Here is a 16,395-nt window from a genome sequence, read left to right as displayed (position 1 = left end):
CATTCCGGAGCCGATCCCAAGCCTTGCCGTAGCACAATCGAAGCGCCCGAGGATGAACATACGTTCACCAAAAACATCGCCGGATGCGTCTAGTCTGCGGGTTCCAACATAGTGACTACAGGAGTAACCCACCATGTTCTCGCACGAAAGCGTCCCGCTGATCATCCTCTTCATCATCCTGCTGCTTGGCGTGCTGACCGCCGTTCTTCATCCGGTGCATGCGTTTTTCAGCTGGCTTAAGAGGCGCAGGCAAAGAGCATCGGCCGGGAATGTGAAAGAGGTGGATGCGCGCTGAAATCCTCCACCAGCCCGGCCAGGTCCGGGCTTTTCTGGCCTGTACGAATCCTCAGTAACGCCGTGCACACTCAAAGTAGTAGCTTTCGGCTATCAACCTTGCCGATTTCAGGGAAAGAACATGGCGAAGCGAGTCTCAAAGGCTGAGAAGGAGTTGACTGGGTGGCTGTTTCTGCTCGCAATCGTTGTCGGGCTGCCGATCTACCTGTTTGACAGAATGAACAAGTCAATTGGCTGGCAGATCCCGGCTTTGGTGGTTGGCGGAGTTCTTTTGCTGCTGATACTCAATAGCTGGTCTAAAAAGCGCGCACGACTGAAATACCTGAGAGACAAATACCAGAGCGAAGATATCGTTCAAAACATCCTCGGACGAAAAGTCTGGATCGGTCAAACTTCCGAGCAACTGATCGACTCCCTTGGCCAGCCTGCCGCTACCGATCACAAATTCTTGAAAACAAAAACCCGAGATATCTGGAAGTATCGACACCGAGGTGCGAACAGATATGGCCTTCGCATCACTGTCGAGAATGGCCAAGTCACTGGCTGGGACTCTAAATCAGGTTGAAGCCTATGAAGCGTGCACTTGCGCTCATCGCGCTTTATTGCATTGGCACCCACACCGCGTTTGCGGGTGGTTCACCCGACAGCGGTGGGCCGGCAGTCATCACTGTCGGTGAGCCGCTGATGACCGCCAGGGCCAGGCTCGTCAAACAAGGATGGAAGCCAACGCGAATGCATTCCACCGACGGATATGTATTGAGTGGTGTGGAACGAGAGCTGGTTGCACACAAGCTCTTCGAGGTAGAGACCTGCTCTGTTGATAGCTCGCGCTGCATCTTGTTTTACTCAAAGAAAGACGCCTGTCTGCGCGTCGACACCATTGGAGAGCAATTCAAGGAGAAGACGGTTACACGGTGGGCCGATGAGTGTCCTGGCATGCAATAGGCGTCGTACAGGCGATCAATCGGTAGCGGCATCAACGGCGGCGCCTATCAATACAAACGGCAGCAGTACAATCACGAACACCGTCATCCACGCATTCCCGTAGGCGTCGTGAAACTTGTCACTCAGCCCTCGCTTCGGTGCCGCTGTTTCAATGGATTCACGAACCTGCAGGTCAAAACGGTAAACATCACGCGGATCCCCTTGACGATCCCGACAGCCGCCCCCGCTCACTTCGACATGGCGCTCTCCCGGCAGATACTCACGTCGCCCTGCATTTTCTGACCGCCTGTTCGCGATGTTGTAGGCCGTCATTTGCTTCTTCAGTTCGACGGTTTGAGCCGCGAATACGGATTCGCATTCATCCTTGGTGTCAAAGGTCTGGCTGATCCGTTCAATACCCTTGGGGCGATGATTCTTGTCGAGGTACACCCGCAACACACCGCCCTGCCCGTCATCACGCTGATATACCCAGCCCCCGAATCCCCACTTGTCTCCGGTATTGGTCACCGCGTTGAATTCTTCTTCGGTCAGTGGCTGATTCAGGGTGTAACCCAGCACTTGAGGTCCAATGATCGGTTGTTGCACCGACGGCGTAGCACAACCTGTCAGCGATGAAGTGATGATCGAAATTGTCAACGTGATACACAGCATCCTGCTCATGACTCGTCCTTTGAGTTGCGCCCATCACCTGAAAAACCGGAAAGGAGATTATACGGTTTCATGACAGATGGCTCTTTCCGGGATCGATCGCACACGAATCTGCGGTGAAAAAAAAGGCCTGCCATTGTGGCAGGCCTTTGTCGCTCTTGTTGCGCCCGGACTGAAGTCAAATCAACGCTTGTGTGCAGTTTTGGCGAGTTACCATCAAGCTGTCACTTGAGAATCAGCAACGGCTCGCCCTTCCTGACAATGTAAGTCGCCAGCTCCGAACCCTTTTCGTTACCGATGTTCTTCGCGATATGCGCCACGCCCTCCGGGATGAACAGCGAGTCTCCCGCCTTGAGTGTCACCGGTGCCCGGCCTTCGAGCTGGTATTCGAAGGTGCCGCTGATCACGTAGGCGACTTCAACGCCCGGATGCGCATGCCGGGGCGAGGTGATACCTGGCTCGAAATCCACCCGGGCCTGAATCACTTCGCGCTCCGCTGCGCCCAGATCCTGGCGGACCAGATCCGTGCGGCTCAGGCCTTGTTGCCAGCTCTTCGCGGGGGCGGCGGGTTGGGTGTCAGCCGCGTACGCGAGGCCGGTCAGTGAAACGAGTGCGGCGGCTGCGGTCATCAGAAGTGTGCGGCGCATGGTGTTGCCCTCTCGGAAGTAGTGAAGTGACGCCTCTACTTTGAGCATGGCATGTACCGGGAATGTGTCCCGATACCGGCGCTTGTTACCTCACTGTGTACGAGCGCGGGATTGATACACGCGCATACAACTCACACCACTTGCGACAGCCACTGCCTGAAGGCGACGACCTTTTTCGAATTCGCGTTTTCATGGGGCGTGACGAAGTAGAATCCCGAGTCGGACTTCAGCCGCAGATCAAACGGCGCCACCAGTCTCCCGGCGCGCAAATCGTCATCGACGTAGGTCGAGCGCCCGATGCACACGCCCTGCCCGTCAATCGCTGTCTGCACCGCCATCATGGCCAGATCGAAGGTCAGACGCGGGCCTTTGGTCGTGAGCGGTGGCTGGCCTGCCGCGTGCAGCCAGTCGTTCCAGTCATTGGCGGTCAGGCCGCTGACTTGCAGCAACGGGTGATGAACCAGGTCCGCCGGCGTCTTCAAAGGTTTCTCGCCCGTCAGCAGTCGCGGGCTGCACACGGGAAAGACCTCGTCGGACATCAACCAGTCAGCCCGTAATCCAGGCCATTCGCCCTTGCCGTAGCGGATCGCCGCGTCGATGCCGACCTTGCGAAAGTCGACCAGTCGAGTTAACGCGCTGATCCGCACATCGATCTCGGGATGCGCCTCGCGAAACGACGGCAGGCGCGGCAACAACCATTTGGACGCCACCGAAACCAGGGTACTGATCGTCAGGACGCTTTGGTTGTTCGCCTCCTGCAAACGCTCGGTCGAATGGCGCAGCTCCAGAAACGCCGAACGAACACCGGGAAAATAAGCGTTGCCTTCATCCGTCAGCGTCAACCCATCCTTCGAGCGCATGAACAGGCGCACGCCGAGTTCATCTTCGAGGCGGCGGATCTGATGGCTGATCGCGGTTTGCGTGACGTTCAGTTCTTCGGCGGCGCGGGTGAAACTCAAATGGCGGGCCGCACATTCGAAGGCGCGCAATCCGTTGAGCGATGGCAGTCGGGGGAGCATATGACCTCTTCAGTCCATGAGATTTTGTCATACGCTAGCACCACAGATGTCCTTTGCGAAGCGGCGCAGCGGTAGTGGATTCTGAGCCTTCACCAGGAAGGAGATCCCATGAAACTGTACTTCGCGCCCATGACCTGTTCGCTATCCCCGCACATCGTGCTGCGAGAACTGGACTTGCCGTTCGAACTGATCCGGGTCAACAACCAGACCAAGCGCACCGCCGATGGCCGGGACTTTCGCGAGATCAACCCGAAGGGCTACGTGGCGGCGCTGACGCTGGACAGCGGCGCGGTGCTGACCGAAGGTCCGGCCATTTTGCAGTACCTCGTCGACCTCGTGCCCGGTCATACGCTGGCCCCGGCCAATGGCACCTGGGAGCGCTCGCGCCTGCAGGAATACCTGAACTTCATCAGTTCGGAAATTCATGGGGGTAGCGCGCCATTGTTCAGCAGCGAAATCCCGGAATCCACCAAAACGATCTTCAAACACAAACTGTTCAAACGTCTGGATTACCTGAACCGCATCCTCGCGACCCAGCCCTTCCTGATGCAGGCGTTCGGCGTGGCGGATGCCTATCTGTTCACGGTGTTGAAGTGGCTGCCGACATTCAGTATCGCCATTGAAGACTGGCCAGCGCTGGCGAACTACATGGCGCGTATCGCCGAACGGCCCAGCGTGCGGGCGGCCATCGCGGAAGAAGATGCCACGCAACCGGTCTGAAACGCCCGGTTGCGTGGTCGTTGTCAGGCCTTGGCGGCCTCATCGATCAGCGCCGCCACTTCAGCAGCGTGGGAGGCCAGCGAGGCGTGGCTGGCGTCGAGGGTGATCACTTTTTTCGCATTGAGCCGGGCGGACATGCGCTTCTGGTTGTCCGGGTGAATCATGTGGTCCTGACTGGAAATCTGATACCAGGACGGTTTGTGCTTCCACGCCGGATCACTGATGACATCGCCAAAGGTGCTGGCCAGCGGCGCTTTCTGCGTCACGGCCATGACCAGCGCCTCATCCGCCGGCAGGTCCTGGCAGAAGCTTTCATGGAATTTGTCGGCCTTGAGCCAGAGGTAACCGTCGCTATCCGGCGCCAGATTCGGCGCGGCGGCAGGCAGATGTTCCTGAGTGATACCGCCGGGGCTTTCGCCTTGATCCGGAGCGAACGCGGCGATGTATACCAGCCCGACCACATTCGGTTGATTGCCGGCCTGAGTGATCACCGCCCCACCATACGAGTGCCCGACCAACAGCACCGGCCCGCTCACCTGAGCGACCATTTTGCGGGTGCGCTCGGCGTCGTCGGCCAGCGAGGTCAGTGGCATTTCCACGGCCTGAATCGCGCTGTAACCCTTGCGTGTCAACTCAACAATGACTTTGCCCCAGTGCGCGGCACCGCCCCAGAATCCGTGCACCAGCACAATCGTCGGTTTTTCACTCATGGCGTTTCTCCTGCGGATGATGAAGGTCGATTTACCAATGGCGCACAGGAGTATGGAACGGTTCCGGTGACGTGTCTGCCGGCCAGACCAAAGGCGCGTTTCCGGATGTGACAGTTGTCGAATGCCCCATCGCGCCTATATTGAAGAGGTTCAAACCCTCCTCCCCTCGAGCGCCCATGGCCAGCACCGATCGACTGATCATCTGCGAGCATTGCGACTGCGTGTACGAACACGCCACGCTCGCCAAACATCAGAAAACCCTGTGTTCGCGCTGCGGCGGCGTGCTCCAGCGCTATAGCGGCCTGACCGTGGAACAACGGCTGGCCTTGAGTTTCACGGCGGCGATGCTGTGGTTGTTCGCCAATTTCTACCCGGTGATGAGCATCAGCATGCAGGGCCTGAAAAACAGCGCGACCCTGTGGGATTCGGTGCTGGCGCTGAGTCAGGGGCCGATCACCTTCATGGCGATGGTCGCGGCGATCTCGATCATCATCGCCCCGGCCTTTCAGCTGGTGTTGTTGATCTGGGTGTTGAGCTTCGCCCTCGCCTCGCGCCGTTGCCCGGCCTTCAAGGTGTGCATGCGCTGGCTGGAAACATTGCGGCCGTGGAGCATGCTCGAAGTGTGTCTGCTCGGCGCCATGGTCGCGGTGTTCAAACTGGCGGGCATGCTCGACGTGATTCCCGGCATCGGCCTGTTTGCGTTGGCCGTGCTCAGCCTGTTGCTGATCCGCATTGCCGGGCGCGACGTGCGTGAACTGTGGGACATCCTATGAAGCGACCACCGACTGCCAGCGAACTCAACCTCTGCCTGTGCCACAGCTGCGGACTGGCCTGCGACATGACCGGCGAGCCCCACCAATGCCCGCGCTGCGACGCCCCGCTGCACCGGCGTAAGACCAACTCGCTGGCCCGCACCTGGGCCTACATGTTCGCCGCCCTGGCGTTTTACGTGCCGGCGAATCTGCTGCCGGTGATGAACACCACGCTGCTCGGCAATGGCGCCGACAGCACGATCATGAGCGGCGTGCTGGAGTTCTGGGAACACGGCGCGTGGGACATTGCCTTGATCATCTTCATCGCCAGCATCGCGGTGCCGGGGGTGAAATTCGTTGCGCTGACGCTGCTGCTGGTGACCGTGCAGCGGGACAGTCACTGGGCGCGCCGGGAACGCTCGAAGCTGTACCGATTCGTCGAGTTGATCGGCTACTGGTCGATGCTCGACGTACTGGTGGTTGCGCTGGTGGCGGCGCTGGTGAAATTCCAGGCGCTGGGGGACATCGAGCCGCGACCGGGGATTCTGTTCTTCGGCCTCGTGGTGGTGTTCACCATGCTCTCGGCGATGAGTTTCGACCCGCGCCTGATCTGGGATAACGCGCCGGCCGAAGAAACGGACGAACCCCAGCACTCGACTGAACAAGTGCCGGGGCATTGACCGACGCAGATCAGATCTGCGCGGTACCACCGTCAACGAACAACTCGATGCCATTCACGAAACTACTGTCATCCGAGGCCAGGAACAACGCAGCCTTGGCGATTTCGCTCGGCTCACCCAGACGCCCGATCGGCACGATAGACGCCAGTTGATCGAACAACCCTTGAGCGTGTTCCGCCGGCACCAGCCCCGCCAGACCTGGAGTGCGCACCGGGCCGGGGCTGATGGCGTTGACGCGGATGCGCCGGGGCTTCAAGTCCAGCAAGCACGACCGGGCGAAGTTGCGTACCGCCGCTTTGCTCGCGCTGTAGACGCTGAAATTTTCCGTGCCCTGCACCGAAGTGGTCGATGAGGTCAGCAGGATCGATGCGCCATCGCGCAACAGCGGCAACGCCTTCTGCACCGTGAACAGCGTGCCCTTCACGTTGGCGCCGAAAATCCGGTCGAAGTGCTCTTCGGTGATCGAACCCAGCGGCAGCATGTCCCCGCCACCGGCATTGGCGAACAGGATGTCGAGGTGCCCGGCCTTCTCGGCGATTTCGCGGTAGATGCGATCCAGATCGTCCAGATTCGCCACGTCACCCTGAATGCCGATGGCCCGTGGGCCGATGGCGGCGACCGCTTTGTCCAGCTCCGCCTGACGACGACCGGTGATGAATACGGTGGCACCCTGGGCGACGAATTCCTGCGCCGAGGCCAGGCCGATGCCGGTGGTGCCGCCAGTGATCAGTGCGATTTTGCCTTCAAGTCTGTTGCTCATGATGAATCTCCAGTAACCGTTTCGAGGATGGTGACGGGTCGAAGGTGAGCCGTTGAAAGCGACTTTAGGCCGATGGATTGAATTGAAAAATCCGCCAAATCGGTTTTGTTTGTGCACATACATGCACAATACTCAGCCCTGCCTTCCCGTCCGAGCCCGAGCCGATGAATCAGTTAATGGCGATCCGCACCTTTGCCCGCGTCGTTGAAAGCGGTTCGTTCACCAAAGCCGCCGACTCGCTGAACCTGCCGAAAACCACCGTCAGCAAACTGATCGGGCAACTGGAAAGCCACCTCGGCGTGCGCCTGTTGCAACGCACCACCCGCCGCCTCACCGTCACGGCCGACGGCGCTTCCTACTATCAGTTGACGCAACAACTGCTGCATCAACTGGACGACATCGATCAGGGTTTCAGCCAAGCCCAGGGGTTACCGCGCGGCAAGATTCGCGTGGACATCGGCGGCTCCACCGCGACGATGCTGGTGATTCCTGAGCTGCCGAAGTTCTTCGAACGCTACCCGGATATTCAGGTTGATCTGGGCGTCAGCGACCGCCCGGTGGACATGATCAGCGAACGTGTCGACTGCGTGATTCGCGGCGGCCCGCTGACCGAACAAACCCTGGCCGTGCGCCGCCTCGGCGAAGTGTCCTGGACCACCTGCGCCACGCCCGACTACCTGCAACGCCACGGCATACCGACCCACCCGCAGGAGTTGGCCAACCACCAGATGATCACCTACCGCTCGGCCTCCACCGGGCGCATCCTGCCGTCGAACTTCCAGCGCAACGGCGAACGCCATCAGATCGAAGGCAAAGGCCTGGTCAGCGTCAACGAGAGCAACGCGCACCTGGCGGCCGGGTTGGCGGGACTGGGGATCATCCACACCTTCAGCTACACGGTCAGGGCCGCCATCGAGCGCGGCGAACTGGTGCCGATCCTCACGGACTGGCGCCCGCCGGCGTACCCGTTTCATTTGCTGTATCCGCCGAACCGGCATTTGAGCAATCGGGTGCGGGTGTTCATCGATTGGCTGGTGGAGCGTTTTTCTCAAGTGGACTGAGCCCTCGCAATCGCGCCGTTTCGTCTAACCTGACTTTGCACCCGATGACGAATGTCATCACCCGCGCATCGATCCAGACGACCACGAAACGGAGAACTCCATGCTCAAGCGAACCCTGGCACTGACCGCTGGTTTGGCCCTGTCCCTGTCCGCCGTGCTGGCGCACGCCGCAGATGTGTTGAAGGTCAGCGCAATTCCCGACGAAGCCCCGACCGAGCTGCTGCGCAAGTTCGAGCCGCTGGGGGCTTATCTGGAGCAGAAACTGGGCATGAAGGTCGAGTTTGTGCCGGTGGCCGACTACCCGGCGGTGGTCGAAGCGTTGGCCACCAACCGCCTCGACATGGCGTGGCTCGGCGGTTTCACCTTTGTCCAGGCACAGCTGAAAAGTGATCCCAAGGTCATTCCATTGGTCCAGCGTGAGCAGGACGCACAGTTCACCAGCAAATTCATCACCGCCGACCCGAACGTCAAAAGCCTCGCCGACCTGAAAGGTAAAACCTTCGCGTTCGGTTCGGTGTCGTCCACGTCCGGCAGCCTGATGCCGCGCTATTTCATGCTCAAGGACGGCATCAAACCGGAAAGCTATTTCAGCCGCGTCGGCTACTCCGGCGCCCACGACGCCACCGTCGCCTGGGTGCAGGCCGGCAAAGTCGACGCCGGTGTGCTGAACGCCAGCGTCTGGCAGAAACTGGTGGACGCCGGCAAGGTCGACACCAACAAGGTCAAGGTCTTCGCCACCACCCCGACCTACTTCGATTACAACTGGACCGTGCGCGGCACCCTCGACCCGGCGCTCGCGGCGAAGATCAAACAGGCCTTCCTTGACCTCGACCCAGCCAACCCCGAGCAGAAGAAAATCCTCGACCTGCAAGCCGCCAGCCGCTTCATCGCCACCAGCCCGGACAACTACAAAGGGATCGAGGAAGCCGCCCGCGCCGCCGAATTGCTGAAATGACCTTGCGCCTCCAGCAGGGTTTTCTGCGCCACACCCATGGCGTCGAAGCCCTGCGCGGCGTGGATTTACAGATCGAGGCCGGCGAACAGGTGGCGATCATCGGCCCGTCCGGCGCCGGCAAATCGAGTCTGTTGAACCTGCTGGCCACCGCCATTCGGCCCAGCAGCGGTGAGATCGAAGTGCTGGGCGAGCGCGCCTGGCACTTGTCCGCCCGCCAACGGCAACGCCTGCGCGCACGCATCGGCCTTATCCATCAGGCGCCACCTCTGCCGCCGCGGCAACGGGTGGTGACGGCGGTGCTGGCCGGCAAGCTCGGGCAATGGAGCCTGGGCAAAAGCCTGATCAACCTGCTGCATCCGCTCGACGTGCCCGGCGCCCGCGCCGCATTGGCACGACTGGATCTGGCGGACAAACTCTTCAGCCAATGCCAGCAACTGTCCGGCGGGCAATTGCAGCGCGTCGGCATTGCCCGTGTTTTGTATCAGGCACCGGAGGTGTTGCTGGCCGACGAACCGGTTTCGGCCATGGACCCGGTACTGGCCGGGCACACGCTGACGATCCTGTCGCGCCATGCCCGGGAGCACAATGTCACGCTGGTCGCGAGCCTGCACGCGGTGGAACTGGCGCTGGCGCACTTCCCGCGCATCATCGGTTTGCGCGAAGGGCAAATCCTCTTTGATTGCCCGTCCGCGCAGGTCAGCCGCGAGATGCTCGACACCCTCTATGCCAATGAACAACTGCAATCCCCGGCGCCAACCGTGCCGCCGCTGGTTGTGCAGATTCCCCGATGCTGAGCGCCGACACCCGCGACCCCGCCGCGCTGCCACGGCTGTTGCTGACCGTGCTGGCGATTGCCTTGCTCTGGCCGGGAATTCAGCTCAGCGAACTGGATGTGGGCGTGCTGTTACGTGCCGACAATCAGAACGAAATCGGCCGGTTTGTCTCGACGTTCTGGCCACCGGAACATGATCGGGAGTTTCTTCAACTACTGCTCAAAGCCACCCTGCAAACCCTGGCCATCGCCACCGCTGGCATGGCCATGGCGCTGTTGCTGGCGGTGCCGGCCAGCCTGCTTGCCAGCCGCGCCTTGTCGCTGTCCGCCGCCTCACGCAGCGGCCGTCCGAGCCTGTTGGGCCGACTGCTGCGCTGGCCGGTGCGCGGGCTGCTGATCTTTCTGCGCAGCGTGCCGGAAATCGTCTGGGCGCTGCTGTTCGTGCGCGCCGTCGGCCTCGGCCCGGCGGCGGGCGTGCTGGCCATCGCGATCACCTACAGCGGCATGCTCGGCAAGGTCTACGCCGAAATCTTCGAATCCACCGACCAACGCCCGGCCCACGCCCTGCTCCAGGCCGGCAGCGGACGCCTGGCCAGTTTCGCCTACGGCGTACTGCCCAACGTCGCGGCGGAACTGCTCTCCTACACCGTCTACCGCTGGGAATGCGCCATCCGCGCCTCGGTCGTGATGGGCTTCGTCGGCGCCGGCGGCCTCGGCCAACAGATCGACCTGTCGATCCGCATGTTCGCCGGCGGCGAAGTCGCCAGCATGCTCCTGACCTTCCTCCTGCTCGTCCTCGGCGCCGACCAACTCAGCCGCCTGCTGCGCTGGAGGCTGGCATGAAACGTCTAATCAATCCGGTGCTGATCCTCGCCATCGTCGCCGCCGTCATTGCCTCGTTCGCCTACCTCGGCCTCGACCTCGAAGAACTCGGCAGCGCCACCAGCCTTAAACAAATGGGCTTGTACGTAGCGCGCTTCCTCAGCCCCGACCTCAGCCCCGGCTACCTGAGCGCCATTCTGCGCGGCTCGATGGAAACCCTCGCCATGTCCGCCCTCGGCACCCTCCTCGCTGCCGTGCTGGGACTGCTATTGGCGCTCCCCGCCGCTGGCCGCTTTGGCTGGTTTTTTCAGAGTGCCGCGCGCCTGCTGCTCAATGCACTGCGCGCCATTCCCGAACTGGTTTGGGCTGCGTTGATGGTGCTTGCGGCTGGGCTGGGGCCGAATGCCGGGACACTGGCCCTGGCCCTGCACACCACGGGCGTACTGGGGCGGTTGTTTGCGGAAGCGCTGGAGAACACGCCGCCGGAACCGGCGGAAGCGATTCGGTTGCAAGGGGGGAATCCGGTTTTGGCGTTCTGCTACGGCACGATGCCGAATTTGGCGCCGCAGTTGCTGGCGTACTGTTTGTATCGGTGGGAGAACAATATTCGGATGGCTAGCGTGCTGGGGTTTGTGGGCGCTGGGGGGTTGGGGCAGATGTTGTATGTGAGCTTGAGTTTATTTCAGGAGGCGCAGGCGGGGACGGTGATTTTGGCGATGTTGGGGTTGGTGTTTGCGGTCGACTTTTTGAGTGCTTGGAGTCGGGGGCGGTGGGTTAAGGCGTAAGTTGGATAGTAAAACCGAGTAAACGCAGGAGTTCGCCAAGGTCCGCTTTCGGCCAGAAGCTGACTGTCGTGGACGGCTGTGAATGACCACGCCAGGTTTCATAATTGAGTTCATCGAAAAGTAAAACCTGTCCTAGACTTCAGCCAGACTGTAAAAAATGGGACAGATTTATTTTCCAGTAGACAAGGAGATAAGCATGGCTGGCGAGCTTTATGTAGAGTCCCTCAGTAGCAGTGACGTGGATAACCTAGTCCGGTGTGGCGGCGAGTTAATAGAATCCGTATTCCACTCGGACAAAAGTGACTTGGCTGTTCTGTATACTCGGGCAGCCCTTGCTGCCGGAGCGCAAAATAGAACAAACCTGCCAGCACATTGCTACATCCGCTTTACGCAAAACAAAACTACGCAAATGAATGTCCTTCGGATGGGCAGGATACTGAATCAGACCTCTCGTCCTCCGGTCATCGTTTCAACAAGGCAGACCCTTGCAGGCTGGGCTCTGCTCAATGATATCCAAAAGGCACAACTACTCTGGGTAGAGCTTGGCAGAGCAGCCGTAACGCTCGAGTTCTATAAGGTCGGACTTTCAACCGTGAATTCCTACTACAAGGATTTCCACATGGTTCCAGAGTGAATTCGACAGGCAAAGCAAACAAGCCGAGCTCAAAAATGAAAAAATGGGACAGATTTATTTCCGGAAAAATAAATCTATTTTCTCTATTTCAGAGTTTTTAACTAGCGAGCAATGGAATGACTGATCGATTTCTGCTGTACATTGACATCCTTGGGTTTTCTGAAATGGTCAGCAAGGAACCTAGGAAAGTAGTTAGGGTATATGAAATACTTGATACTCTAAACGTGCATAGTCGATCTGATTTTAAAGTTATCGTTTTTTCAGATACCATCCTTATCTACAACGATGTTCCAGTATCGAATGATCTAGACAGAAATTACTGTATACAGACTCTCGTCGACATTGCTAGCGATCTTCATCACCGGCTTGTCGGTCAGGATATTTTCTTTCGCGCTATTATTGTTAAAGGTGACTTTAGTCACTACGAAAGAAAACATGTCAACTGCTTCTTTGGCAGCGCTCTCATTACTGCGTACCAAGCTGAAAAAGGCATTCCATCTCTCGGGCTATTTATTTCAGATGAGTGTCGAGTTCTTGGTCTTCGACAGCCAGCAGCACATTTTTCTCCGGGACTATCATTCGTTTTTCTTTGCGAGGGACTCCAAGCATTAAGCACGCTCACTCCTAAGGCGTGGCCTATCAATCTGGGAGGTGAATACAACGAATATTTCGCAATTAATACTCCGTGGGATGTGCGATTCTTAAAAGATGTTTATACTCAAATGAGAGAGCACAGAGAGCCTGCGGTTCGGACTAAGTTTCTTACGGCATGGGACTTCTATCAACGAGAATATTCGGAAGCACTGGCTGCATTAGTTCGGAGAGATTTTAGCATTGATGCGTTAGAAAGTGGCGACTGGGAAATGGTCAATAAAAAAATGGAGGATAATATCAGGCATTTCAAACGCATAGGCTCTGGTACGGACTTGTCGAAGTCAGTACAGGAATCATCAAAACAACTCAAGACAGGCTACAAAATGAAATACAAAAAATCGTATAAGGGCTGGCAGGTTTAAAGATTTCTAGATCTGGGAAAAGCCGCGTCAGCTTTCGTTGATGTGCTGACTATGAAAAAACGCATAACCAATAATGTAAAAGCCAATTTTATTCGTACGAGCCGTCACCCATACGGCATCCATGCCTTGTTTTTTCTGCCCATACAGGTCTGCCTTTGTTGTGCAGAGATGAATCTTGCGTCGTGTGTTCGAGTCCTCTATCCAAATGCCTGCCTCACAGCGACCGGTCTTTCCGGTGGCGGGCCCTGGAAAGGTTATTTCATATGTTGATTCGCAATTAAAAACTTTGCCAGGTAAAAGGTAGGTGCCGACATCATAAGCATGGAGAGAGAAGAAGAAACTTATGCAGAAGCCACTAAGAAAAGAATATATTGCACGTTTCGCCATTTTTTCGAAAAAGGGGGCTGATTTATTTCTTAGAAAATAAATCAGCCCCCTTTTCTGCTAATCGATCGACTAGGGATAGTGTTCAAAATGGATGATCGAAGTTGTTCGAGCTTACGATACCTAGAAAAGCGCTTGCAGTTGCTGGATACTCCCGATGGCGCCCCAGGTGGCATTACACGAGCATATGTGCCCGATGGAAGAGCAAGTACAATGCATGAGGCCGACCTTCAAGTCCGCAGCAATCTCGCCAGTACGCGGTACCGTCCCAAGCCCCGAGCGCTCTGCGCCATGGTTCGTGCTTCCGGAGTGGTGGCTTTCCGGAATCGACTTCGATCCGAACAGAAATCCAGCGCTATGACCGTGGTGCGTGTCGCAGCCACAGTGATCTTCATGCTTGGGCTGGGCGCAGTGTCTGCCGCTGCGCAGCCGTCAGCAAGCACCGCAGAACAGATAACAATGAGGGTGCCGCCCACCGGAGCGCGCGTATGCCTGGGGTGGCAGCAAGGCCAAACTCCGGCGCCTCAATCGTGTACAGCTTCTGGGCCGCTGACCTTAGTACCAAAACAGGACGGCATGTTGCGTGCAGGCCGTCCCGACTACGAGACGGTGGCTGGCCAACCTTTGAGCTCGTGCGTGCGGGATCGGGTGTCCGGGTTGGTCTGGGAGGGCAAGCCAGATAGCGGCAGACCTGCGTTCATACGTAGGCCGATTGGCCCACCCGACCTGGGCTATAGCTCGCTGGTCAATACCTACGGACCGCACAACCAGCCGACACCAGGAAGCCGGGCCAATACCGACGCTTATTCTTACTATGGCGATGGACGGCCGGGTGACGCCATGGCTTATGTGGCGCAGGTGAATACGATGCGGTTGTGCGGCTTTACCGATTGGCGCCTGCCCACGGTGGCTGAGCTGCAGGGCTTGATCGATATGGACGAACTGGTCAATGTACTGGCCGATAAAAGGCCCCCAGAGGCGGCCGTCGATGTGCAATGGTTTCCCAACACCGTGTCGGGGAATTACATGACCTCCGAGCCTGCCGATATGACCCGCATATGGTGCGTAAGCTTCGACTCCGGATCTGTCAACAGGTGCCACCGCAGGATGACAAGCGACACTGCGCCGTTGTTTGTTCGCTTGGTGCGCGGCCCCGAAGCTCCGGAGGCAGGGCGCTATCGCGCAGTAGCCGACGAACGCGGCGTGCCCGGCGGTGTGGTTGAAGACCGCCACACCGGCCTGGTGTGGCGCCGCTGTCAGGAGCCTCAAGTATGGAGCGGCCAGCGCTGCATCGGGATGCCTGTTCGCTACCGCTACCTGCGAGCCTTAGTAGACGCCAGCGCGCAACCGGGCTGGCGCCTGCCCACCATCAAAGAAGTCAACAGCCTTGCAGAGCGTTGGTTCAATATAGTGAACATACCCGCTGCCGATTTCCCGGCGTCCGGAACATCGCCGCTGCACGAGGGCTATTGGACTTCTACCGTCTGCGACGGTGGCTCCGAGACGCGGGACAGCAGTTCATGGGTCAGGGTCTGGGTGTTGTGGCGTGACGGCAACACTACCTGCGAGCCGCTCGTTTTGAACCTTGAGGTCCGACTTGTACGTGAGTGAAGTGCGATTTCCAGTGACCACGCGTTTCCATATATTCCTATGGGCACAAGAATATCCGTGAAAAGCATTATCATAGCTGTTGTAGGGGTTGTGGCGTCGATCTTGGCAAGCTCCACGCAGGCTTCCAGCTGGCAGGTCTGTAAGTTAGAAGTAGAGATCACCGCGAGGGGGAAGCAGCCCTACCCCGAACTCCAGGGCCGTGTGGCGTCAGTTAAGGCTGACCCCGCAGACGCTCAGTGCCCGAAGACAGGAACGGTGATCACCTTCGAGCCGGAGAGCGCCGACTGGCAAAGTATGATCCCGCGTAAGCTCTGGCCTGCGTCCGGCCAATGGGTAAGGATGCGTTACCAATACCTGGATGGCATCTGCAAAGGCGACGGCAACAGCCACCCTTGCAGGATCGAGCATTACCCGATGGACTGGTGAAACGGCGTCAGCTATGCACCAGCACTTGCATCGCCACACGCAACGGCGCCGGCGACTACCAGTGATGGGTGCCTTCGCCGAGTTCGAGCGCGCCCTGATCCGTGAACGGCAACGCGAGGGCATCGCCCTGGCCAAACAACGCGGTGCCTACCGAGGCCGCAAGAAAGCCCTGTCCGGAGAGCAGGCTGTTACCCTGCGGCGCAGCGCGGCGGCCGGCGAGCCCAAGGCACAACTGGCCCGCGAGCTCAACATCAGCCGGGAAATACTCTACCAGTACCTCCGCACGGATGACTGATCCATGCCGCGTCGCTCGATCCTCTCGGCAACGGAGCGGGACACCCTGCTTGCGCTGCCGGAGAGTCAGGATGACCTGATTCGTTATTACACCTTCAACGACTCCGATCTGTCGCTGATCCGCCAGCGGCGTGGCGATGCCAACCGCCTGGGCTTTGCGGTGCATCTTTGCCTGCTGCGCTACCCCGGCTATGCGCTGGGCACCGACAAGGACCTCCCTGAATCGGTGATCCAGTGGGTGGCCAAGCAGGTCCAGGCCGAGCCGACGAGCTGGGCGAAGTACGGCGAGCGCGACGTGACCCGCCGAGAGCACGCCCAGGAACTGCGCACCTACACGTCACGAATTTCCGCTTCTGGCCGAATGCGGACGGTCAGGAGTGACAGCTATCGGCCAAAAGCGGTCAGCCAGAGTTGCGTGCACGGACGGCAATCATAGGAGCGCGCGCCCCCATTTCTGCGA

Annotated in this window: 19 protein-coding genes and 2 pseudogenes; 16 read left to right on the top strand and 5 right to left on the bottom strand. The window is 58.8% G+C overall.

Translation table 11 applies throughout. The annotated features are described in order from the left end of the window. Positions 1–133: 133 nt before the first annotated feature. From AC1RMX_RS03875 to AC1RMX_RS03865, 3 genes are all read left to right on the top strand, one after another. A complete protein-coding gene (locus AC1RMX_RS03875; protein ID WP_176504878.1) occupies positions 134–295 on the top strand; it encodes a hypothetical protein in 162 nt (53 codons plus the stop codon). A 120-nt stretch (positions 296–415) separates the two neighbouring features. After that, positions 416–859 carry a hypothetical protein gene (locus AC1RMX_RS03870; protein ID WP_096821772.1) on the top strand — a complete coding sequence of 148 codons (444 nt, stop codon included), beginning with the start codon at positions 416–418 and terminating at the stop codon, positions 857–859. 5 nt (positions 860–864) lie between these two features. After that, positions 865–1,239, top strand: a complete 375-nt coding sequence (locus tag AC1RMX_RS03865; protein WP_493070518.1) for a hypothetical protein — start codon at positions 865–867, stop codon at positions 1,237–1,239. Between the two features lie 15 nt (positions 1,240–1,254). On the opposite strand, the gene AC1RMX_RS03860 is transcribed toward AC1RMX_RS03865, so the two are convergent. The 3 genes from AC1RMX_RS03860 to AC1RMX_RS03850 all read right to left on the bottom strand — a co-directional run bounded on the left by AC1RMX_RS03860 (position 1,255) and on the right by AC1RMX_RS03850 (position 3,553). Next, complete coding sequence (locus tag AC1RMX_RS03860) at positions 1,255–1,899, bottom strand: hypothetical protein (RefSeq protein WP_141401796.1); 645 nt, start codon at positions 1,897–1,899, stop codon at positions 1,255–1,257. A 212-nt stretch (positions 1,900–2,111) separates the two neighbouring features. Continuing rightward, on the bottom strand, positions 2,112–2,534 hold the full coding sequence (locus tag AC1RMX_RS03855; RefSeq protein WP_096821769.1) for a cupin domain-containing protein: 423 nt from the start codon (positions 2,532–2,534) through the stop codon (positions 2,112–2,114). 131 nt (positions 2,535–2,665) lie between these two features. After that, positions 2,666–3,553: a transcriptional regulator GcvA gene (locus tag AC1RMX_RS03850; RefSeq protein ID WP_096821768.1), complete on the bottom strand. Its 888-nt coding sequence runs from the start codon at positions 3,551–3,553 to the stop codon at positions 2,666–2,668. A gap of 108 nt (positions 3,554–3,661) precedes the next feature. Between AC1RMX_RS03850 and gstA the strand changes: the two genes are divergently transcribed. Next, entirely contained in the window at positions 3,662–4,273 is a 612-nt protein-coding gene (gene gstA, locus AC1RMX_RS03845) for a glutathione transferase GstA (RefSeq protein ID WP_096821767.1), read from the top strand. Between the two features lie 23 nt (positions 4,274–4,296). On the opposite strand, the gene AC1RMX_RS03840 is transcribed toward gstA, so the two are convergent. Continuing rightward, entirely contained in the window at positions 4,297–4,983 is a 687-nt protein-coding gene (locus AC1RMX_RS03840) for an alpha/beta hydrolase (RefSeq protein ID WP_493070515.1), read from the bottom strand. A gap of 176 nt (positions 4,984–5,159) precedes the next feature. On the opposite strand from AC1RMX_RS03840, the gene AC1RMX_RS03835 reads away from it, so the two are divergent. Together AC1RMX_RS03835 and AC1RMX_RS03830 are read left to right on the top strand one after the other, a co-directional pair. Then, on the top strand, positions 5,160–5,756 hold the full coding sequence (locus tag AC1RMX_RS03835; RefSeq protein WP_096821765.1) for a paraquat-inducible protein A: 597 nt from the start codon (positions 5,160–5,162) through the stop codon (positions 5,754–5,756). Continuing rightward, on the top strand, positions 5,753–6,415 hold the full coding sequence (locus AC1RMX_RS03830; RefSeq protein ID WP_192560735.1) for a paraquat-inducible protein A: 663 nt from the start codon (positions 5,753–5,755) through the stop codon (positions 6,413–6,415). The genes AC1RMX_RS03835 and AC1RMX_RS03830 overlap by 4 nt, the downstream gene beginning before the upstream one ends. A 10-nt stretch (positions 6,416–6,425) precedes the next feature. On the opposite strand, the gene AC1RMX_RS03825 is transcribed toward AC1RMX_RS03830, so the two are convergent. Continuing rightward, positions 6,426–7,175: an SDR family NAD(P)-dependent oxidoreductase gene (locus AC1RMX_RS03825; protein ID WP_493070513.1), complete on the bottom strand. Its 750-nt coding sequence runs from the start codon at positions 7,173–7,175 to the stop codon at positions 6,426–6,428. A gap of 164 nt (positions 7,176–7,339) precedes the next feature. On the opposite strand from AC1RMX_RS03825, the gene AC1RMX_RS03820 reads away from it, so the two are divergent. From AC1RMX_RS03820 to AC1RMX_RS03775, 10 genes and pseudogenes are all read left to right on the top strand, one after another. After that, positions 7,340–8,236, top strand: a complete 897-nt coding sequence (locus AC1RMX_RS03820; RefSeq protein WP_493070511.1) for a LysR family transcriptional regulator — start codon at positions 7,340–7,342, stop codon at positions 8,234–8,236. A gap of 100 nt (positions 8,237–8,336) precedes the next feature. Then, on the top strand, positions 8,337–9,191 hold the full coding sequence (locus AC1RMX_RS03815; RefSeq protein WP_102622274.1) for a putative selenate ABC transporter substrate-binding protein: 855 nt from the start codon (positions 8,337–8,339) through the stop codon (positions 9,189–9,191). Continuing rightward, on the top strand, positions 9,188–9,985 hold the full coding sequence (locus AC1RMX_RS03810; RefSeq protein ID WP_493070509.1) for a phosphonate ABC transporter ATP-binding protein: 798 nt from the start codon (positions 9,188–9,190) through the stop codon (positions 9,983–9,985). Before AC1RMX_RS03815 ends, AC1RMX_RS03810 begins: the two co-directional genes overlap by 4 nt. Continuing rightward, complete coding sequence (locus AC1RMX_RS03805) at positions 9,979–10,806, top strand: PhnE/PtxC family ABC transporter permease (RefSeq protein ID WP_192560730.1); 828 nt, start codon at positions 9,979–9,981, stop codon at positions 10,804–10,806. The genes AC1RMX_RS03810 and AC1RMX_RS03805 overlap by 7 nt, the downstream gene beginning before the upstream one ends. Beyond that, on the top strand, positions 10,803–11,570 hold the full coding sequence (gene phnE, locus AC1RMX_RS03800) for a phosphonate ABC transporter, permease protein PhnE (RefSeq protein ID WP_493070506.1): 768 nt from the start codon (positions 10,803–10,805) through the stop codon (positions 11,568–11,570). The genes AC1RMX_RS03805 and phnE overlap by 4 nt, the downstream gene beginning before the upstream one ends. A 196-nt stretch (positions 11,571–11,766) precedes the next feature. Then, positions 11,767–12,204, top strand: a complete 438-nt coding sequence (locus AC1RMX_RS03795; protein ID WP_096821757.1) for a hypothetical protein — start codon at positions 11,767–11,769, stop codon at positions 12,202–12,204. Positions 12,205–12,320: 116 nt separating this feature from the next. Continuing rightward, a complete protein-coding gene (locus tag AC1RMX_RS03790) occupies positions 12,321–13,220 on the top strand; it encodes a hypothetical protein (protein ID WP_493070504.1) in 900 nt (299 codons plus the stop codon). A 474-nt stretch (positions 13,221–13,694) separates the two neighbouring features. Continuing rightward, positions 13,695–15,215, top strand: a complete 1,521-nt coding sequence (locus AC1RMX_RS03785) for an Lcl C-terminal domain-containing protein (protein ID WP_493070502.1) — start codon at positions 13,695–13,697, stop codon at positions 15,213–15,215. 481 nt (positions 15,216–15,696) lie between these two features. Beyond that, positions 15,697–15,936, top strand: a pseudogene (locus AC1RMX_RS03780) (helix-turn-helix domain-containing protein); the annotation flags it as partial. A 3-nt stretch (positions 15,937–15,939) separates the two neighbouring features. After that, positions 15,940–16,269 (top strand): annotated as a pseudogene (locus tag AC1RMX_RS03775) (DUF4158 domain-containing protein); the annotation flags it as partial. Positions 16,270–16,395 lie beyond the last annotated feature (126 nt).

The organism is Pseudomonas sp. GW822-FHT03F04 (assembly GCF_058801405.1).
The sequence above is the reverse complement of the archived record's forward strand: the minus strand, read 5'-3'. Positions and strand labels throughout refer to the sequence as shown.

Coding starts and splice junctions, on each gene's coding strand:
- AC1RMX_RS03790 (WP_493070504.1), top strand. CDS start 12,321: ATGACTGATCGATTTCTGCTGTACATTGACATCCTTGGGTTTTCTGAA.
- AC1RMX_RS03840 (WP_493070515.1), bottom strand. CDS start 4,983: ATGAGTGAAAAACCGACGATTGTGCTGGTGCACGGATTCTGGGGCGGT.
- AC1RMX_RS03795 (WP_096821757.1), top strand. CDS start 11,767: ATGGCTGGCGAGCTTTATGTAGAGTCCCTCAGTAGCAGTGACGTGGAT.
- AC1RMX_RS03850 (WP_096821768.1), bottom strand. CDS start 3,553: ATGCTCCCCCGACTGCCATCGCTCAACGGATTGCGCGCCTTCGAATGT.
- AC1RMX_RS03860 (WP_141401796.1), bottom strand. CDS start 1,899: ATGAGCAGGATGCTGTGTATCACGTTGACAATTTCGATCATCACTTCA.
- AC1RMX_RS03855 (WP_096821769.1), bottom strand. CDS start 2,534: ATGCGCCGCACACTTCTGATGACCGCAGCCGCCGCACTCGTTTCACTG.
- AC1RMX_RS03865 (WP_493070518.1), top strand. CDS start 865: ATGAAGCGTGCACTTGCGCTCATCGCGCTTTATTGCATTGGCACCCAC.
- AC1RMX_RS03870 (WP_096821772.1), top strand. CDS start 416: ATGGCGAAGCGAGTCTCAAAGGCTGAGAAGGAGTTGACTGGGTGGCTG.
- AC1RMX_RS03785 (WP_493070502.1), top strand. CDS start 13,695: ATGGATGATCGAAGTTGTTCGAGCTTACGATACCTAGAAAAGCGCTTG.
- AC1RMX_RS03805 (WP_192560730.1), top strand. CDS start 9,979: ATGCTGAGCGCCGACACCCGCGACCCCGCCGCGCTGCCACGGCTGTTG.
- AC1RMX_RS03810 (WP_493070509.1), top strand. CDS start 9,188: ATGACCTTGCGCCTCCAGCAGGGTTTTCTGCGCCACACCCATGGCGTC.
- AC1RMX_RS03875 (WP_176504878.1), top strand. CDS start 134: ATGTTCTCGCACGAAAGCGTCCCGCTGATCATCCTCTTCATCATCCTG.
- AC1RMX_RS03815 (WP_102622274.1), top strand. CDS start 8,337: ATGCTCAAGCGAACCCTGGCACTGACCGCTGGTTTGGCCCTGTCCCTG.
- gstA (WP_096821767.1), top strand. CDS start 3,662: ATGAAACTGTACTTCGCGCCCATGACCTGTTCGCTATCCCCGCACATC.
- AC1RMX_RS03835 (WP_096821765.1), top strand. CDS start 5,160: ATGGCCAGCACCGATCGACTGATCATCTGCGAGCATTGCGACTGCGTG.
- AC1RMX_RS03820 (WP_493070511.1), top strand. CDS start 7,340: ATGAATCAGTTAATGGCGATCCGCACCTTTGCCCGCGTCGTTGAAAGC.
- AC1RMX_RS03825 (WP_493070513.1), bottom strand. CDS start 7,175: ATGAGCAACAGACTTGAAGGCAAAATCGCACTGATCACTGGCGGCACC.
- phnE (WP_493070506.1), top strand. CDS start 10,803: ATGAAACGTCTAATCAATCCGGTGCTGATCCTCGCCATCGTCGCCGCC.
- AC1RMX_RS03830 (WP_192560735.1), top strand. CDS start 5,753: ATGAAGCGACCACCGACTGCCAGCGAACTCAACCTCTGCCTGTGCCAC.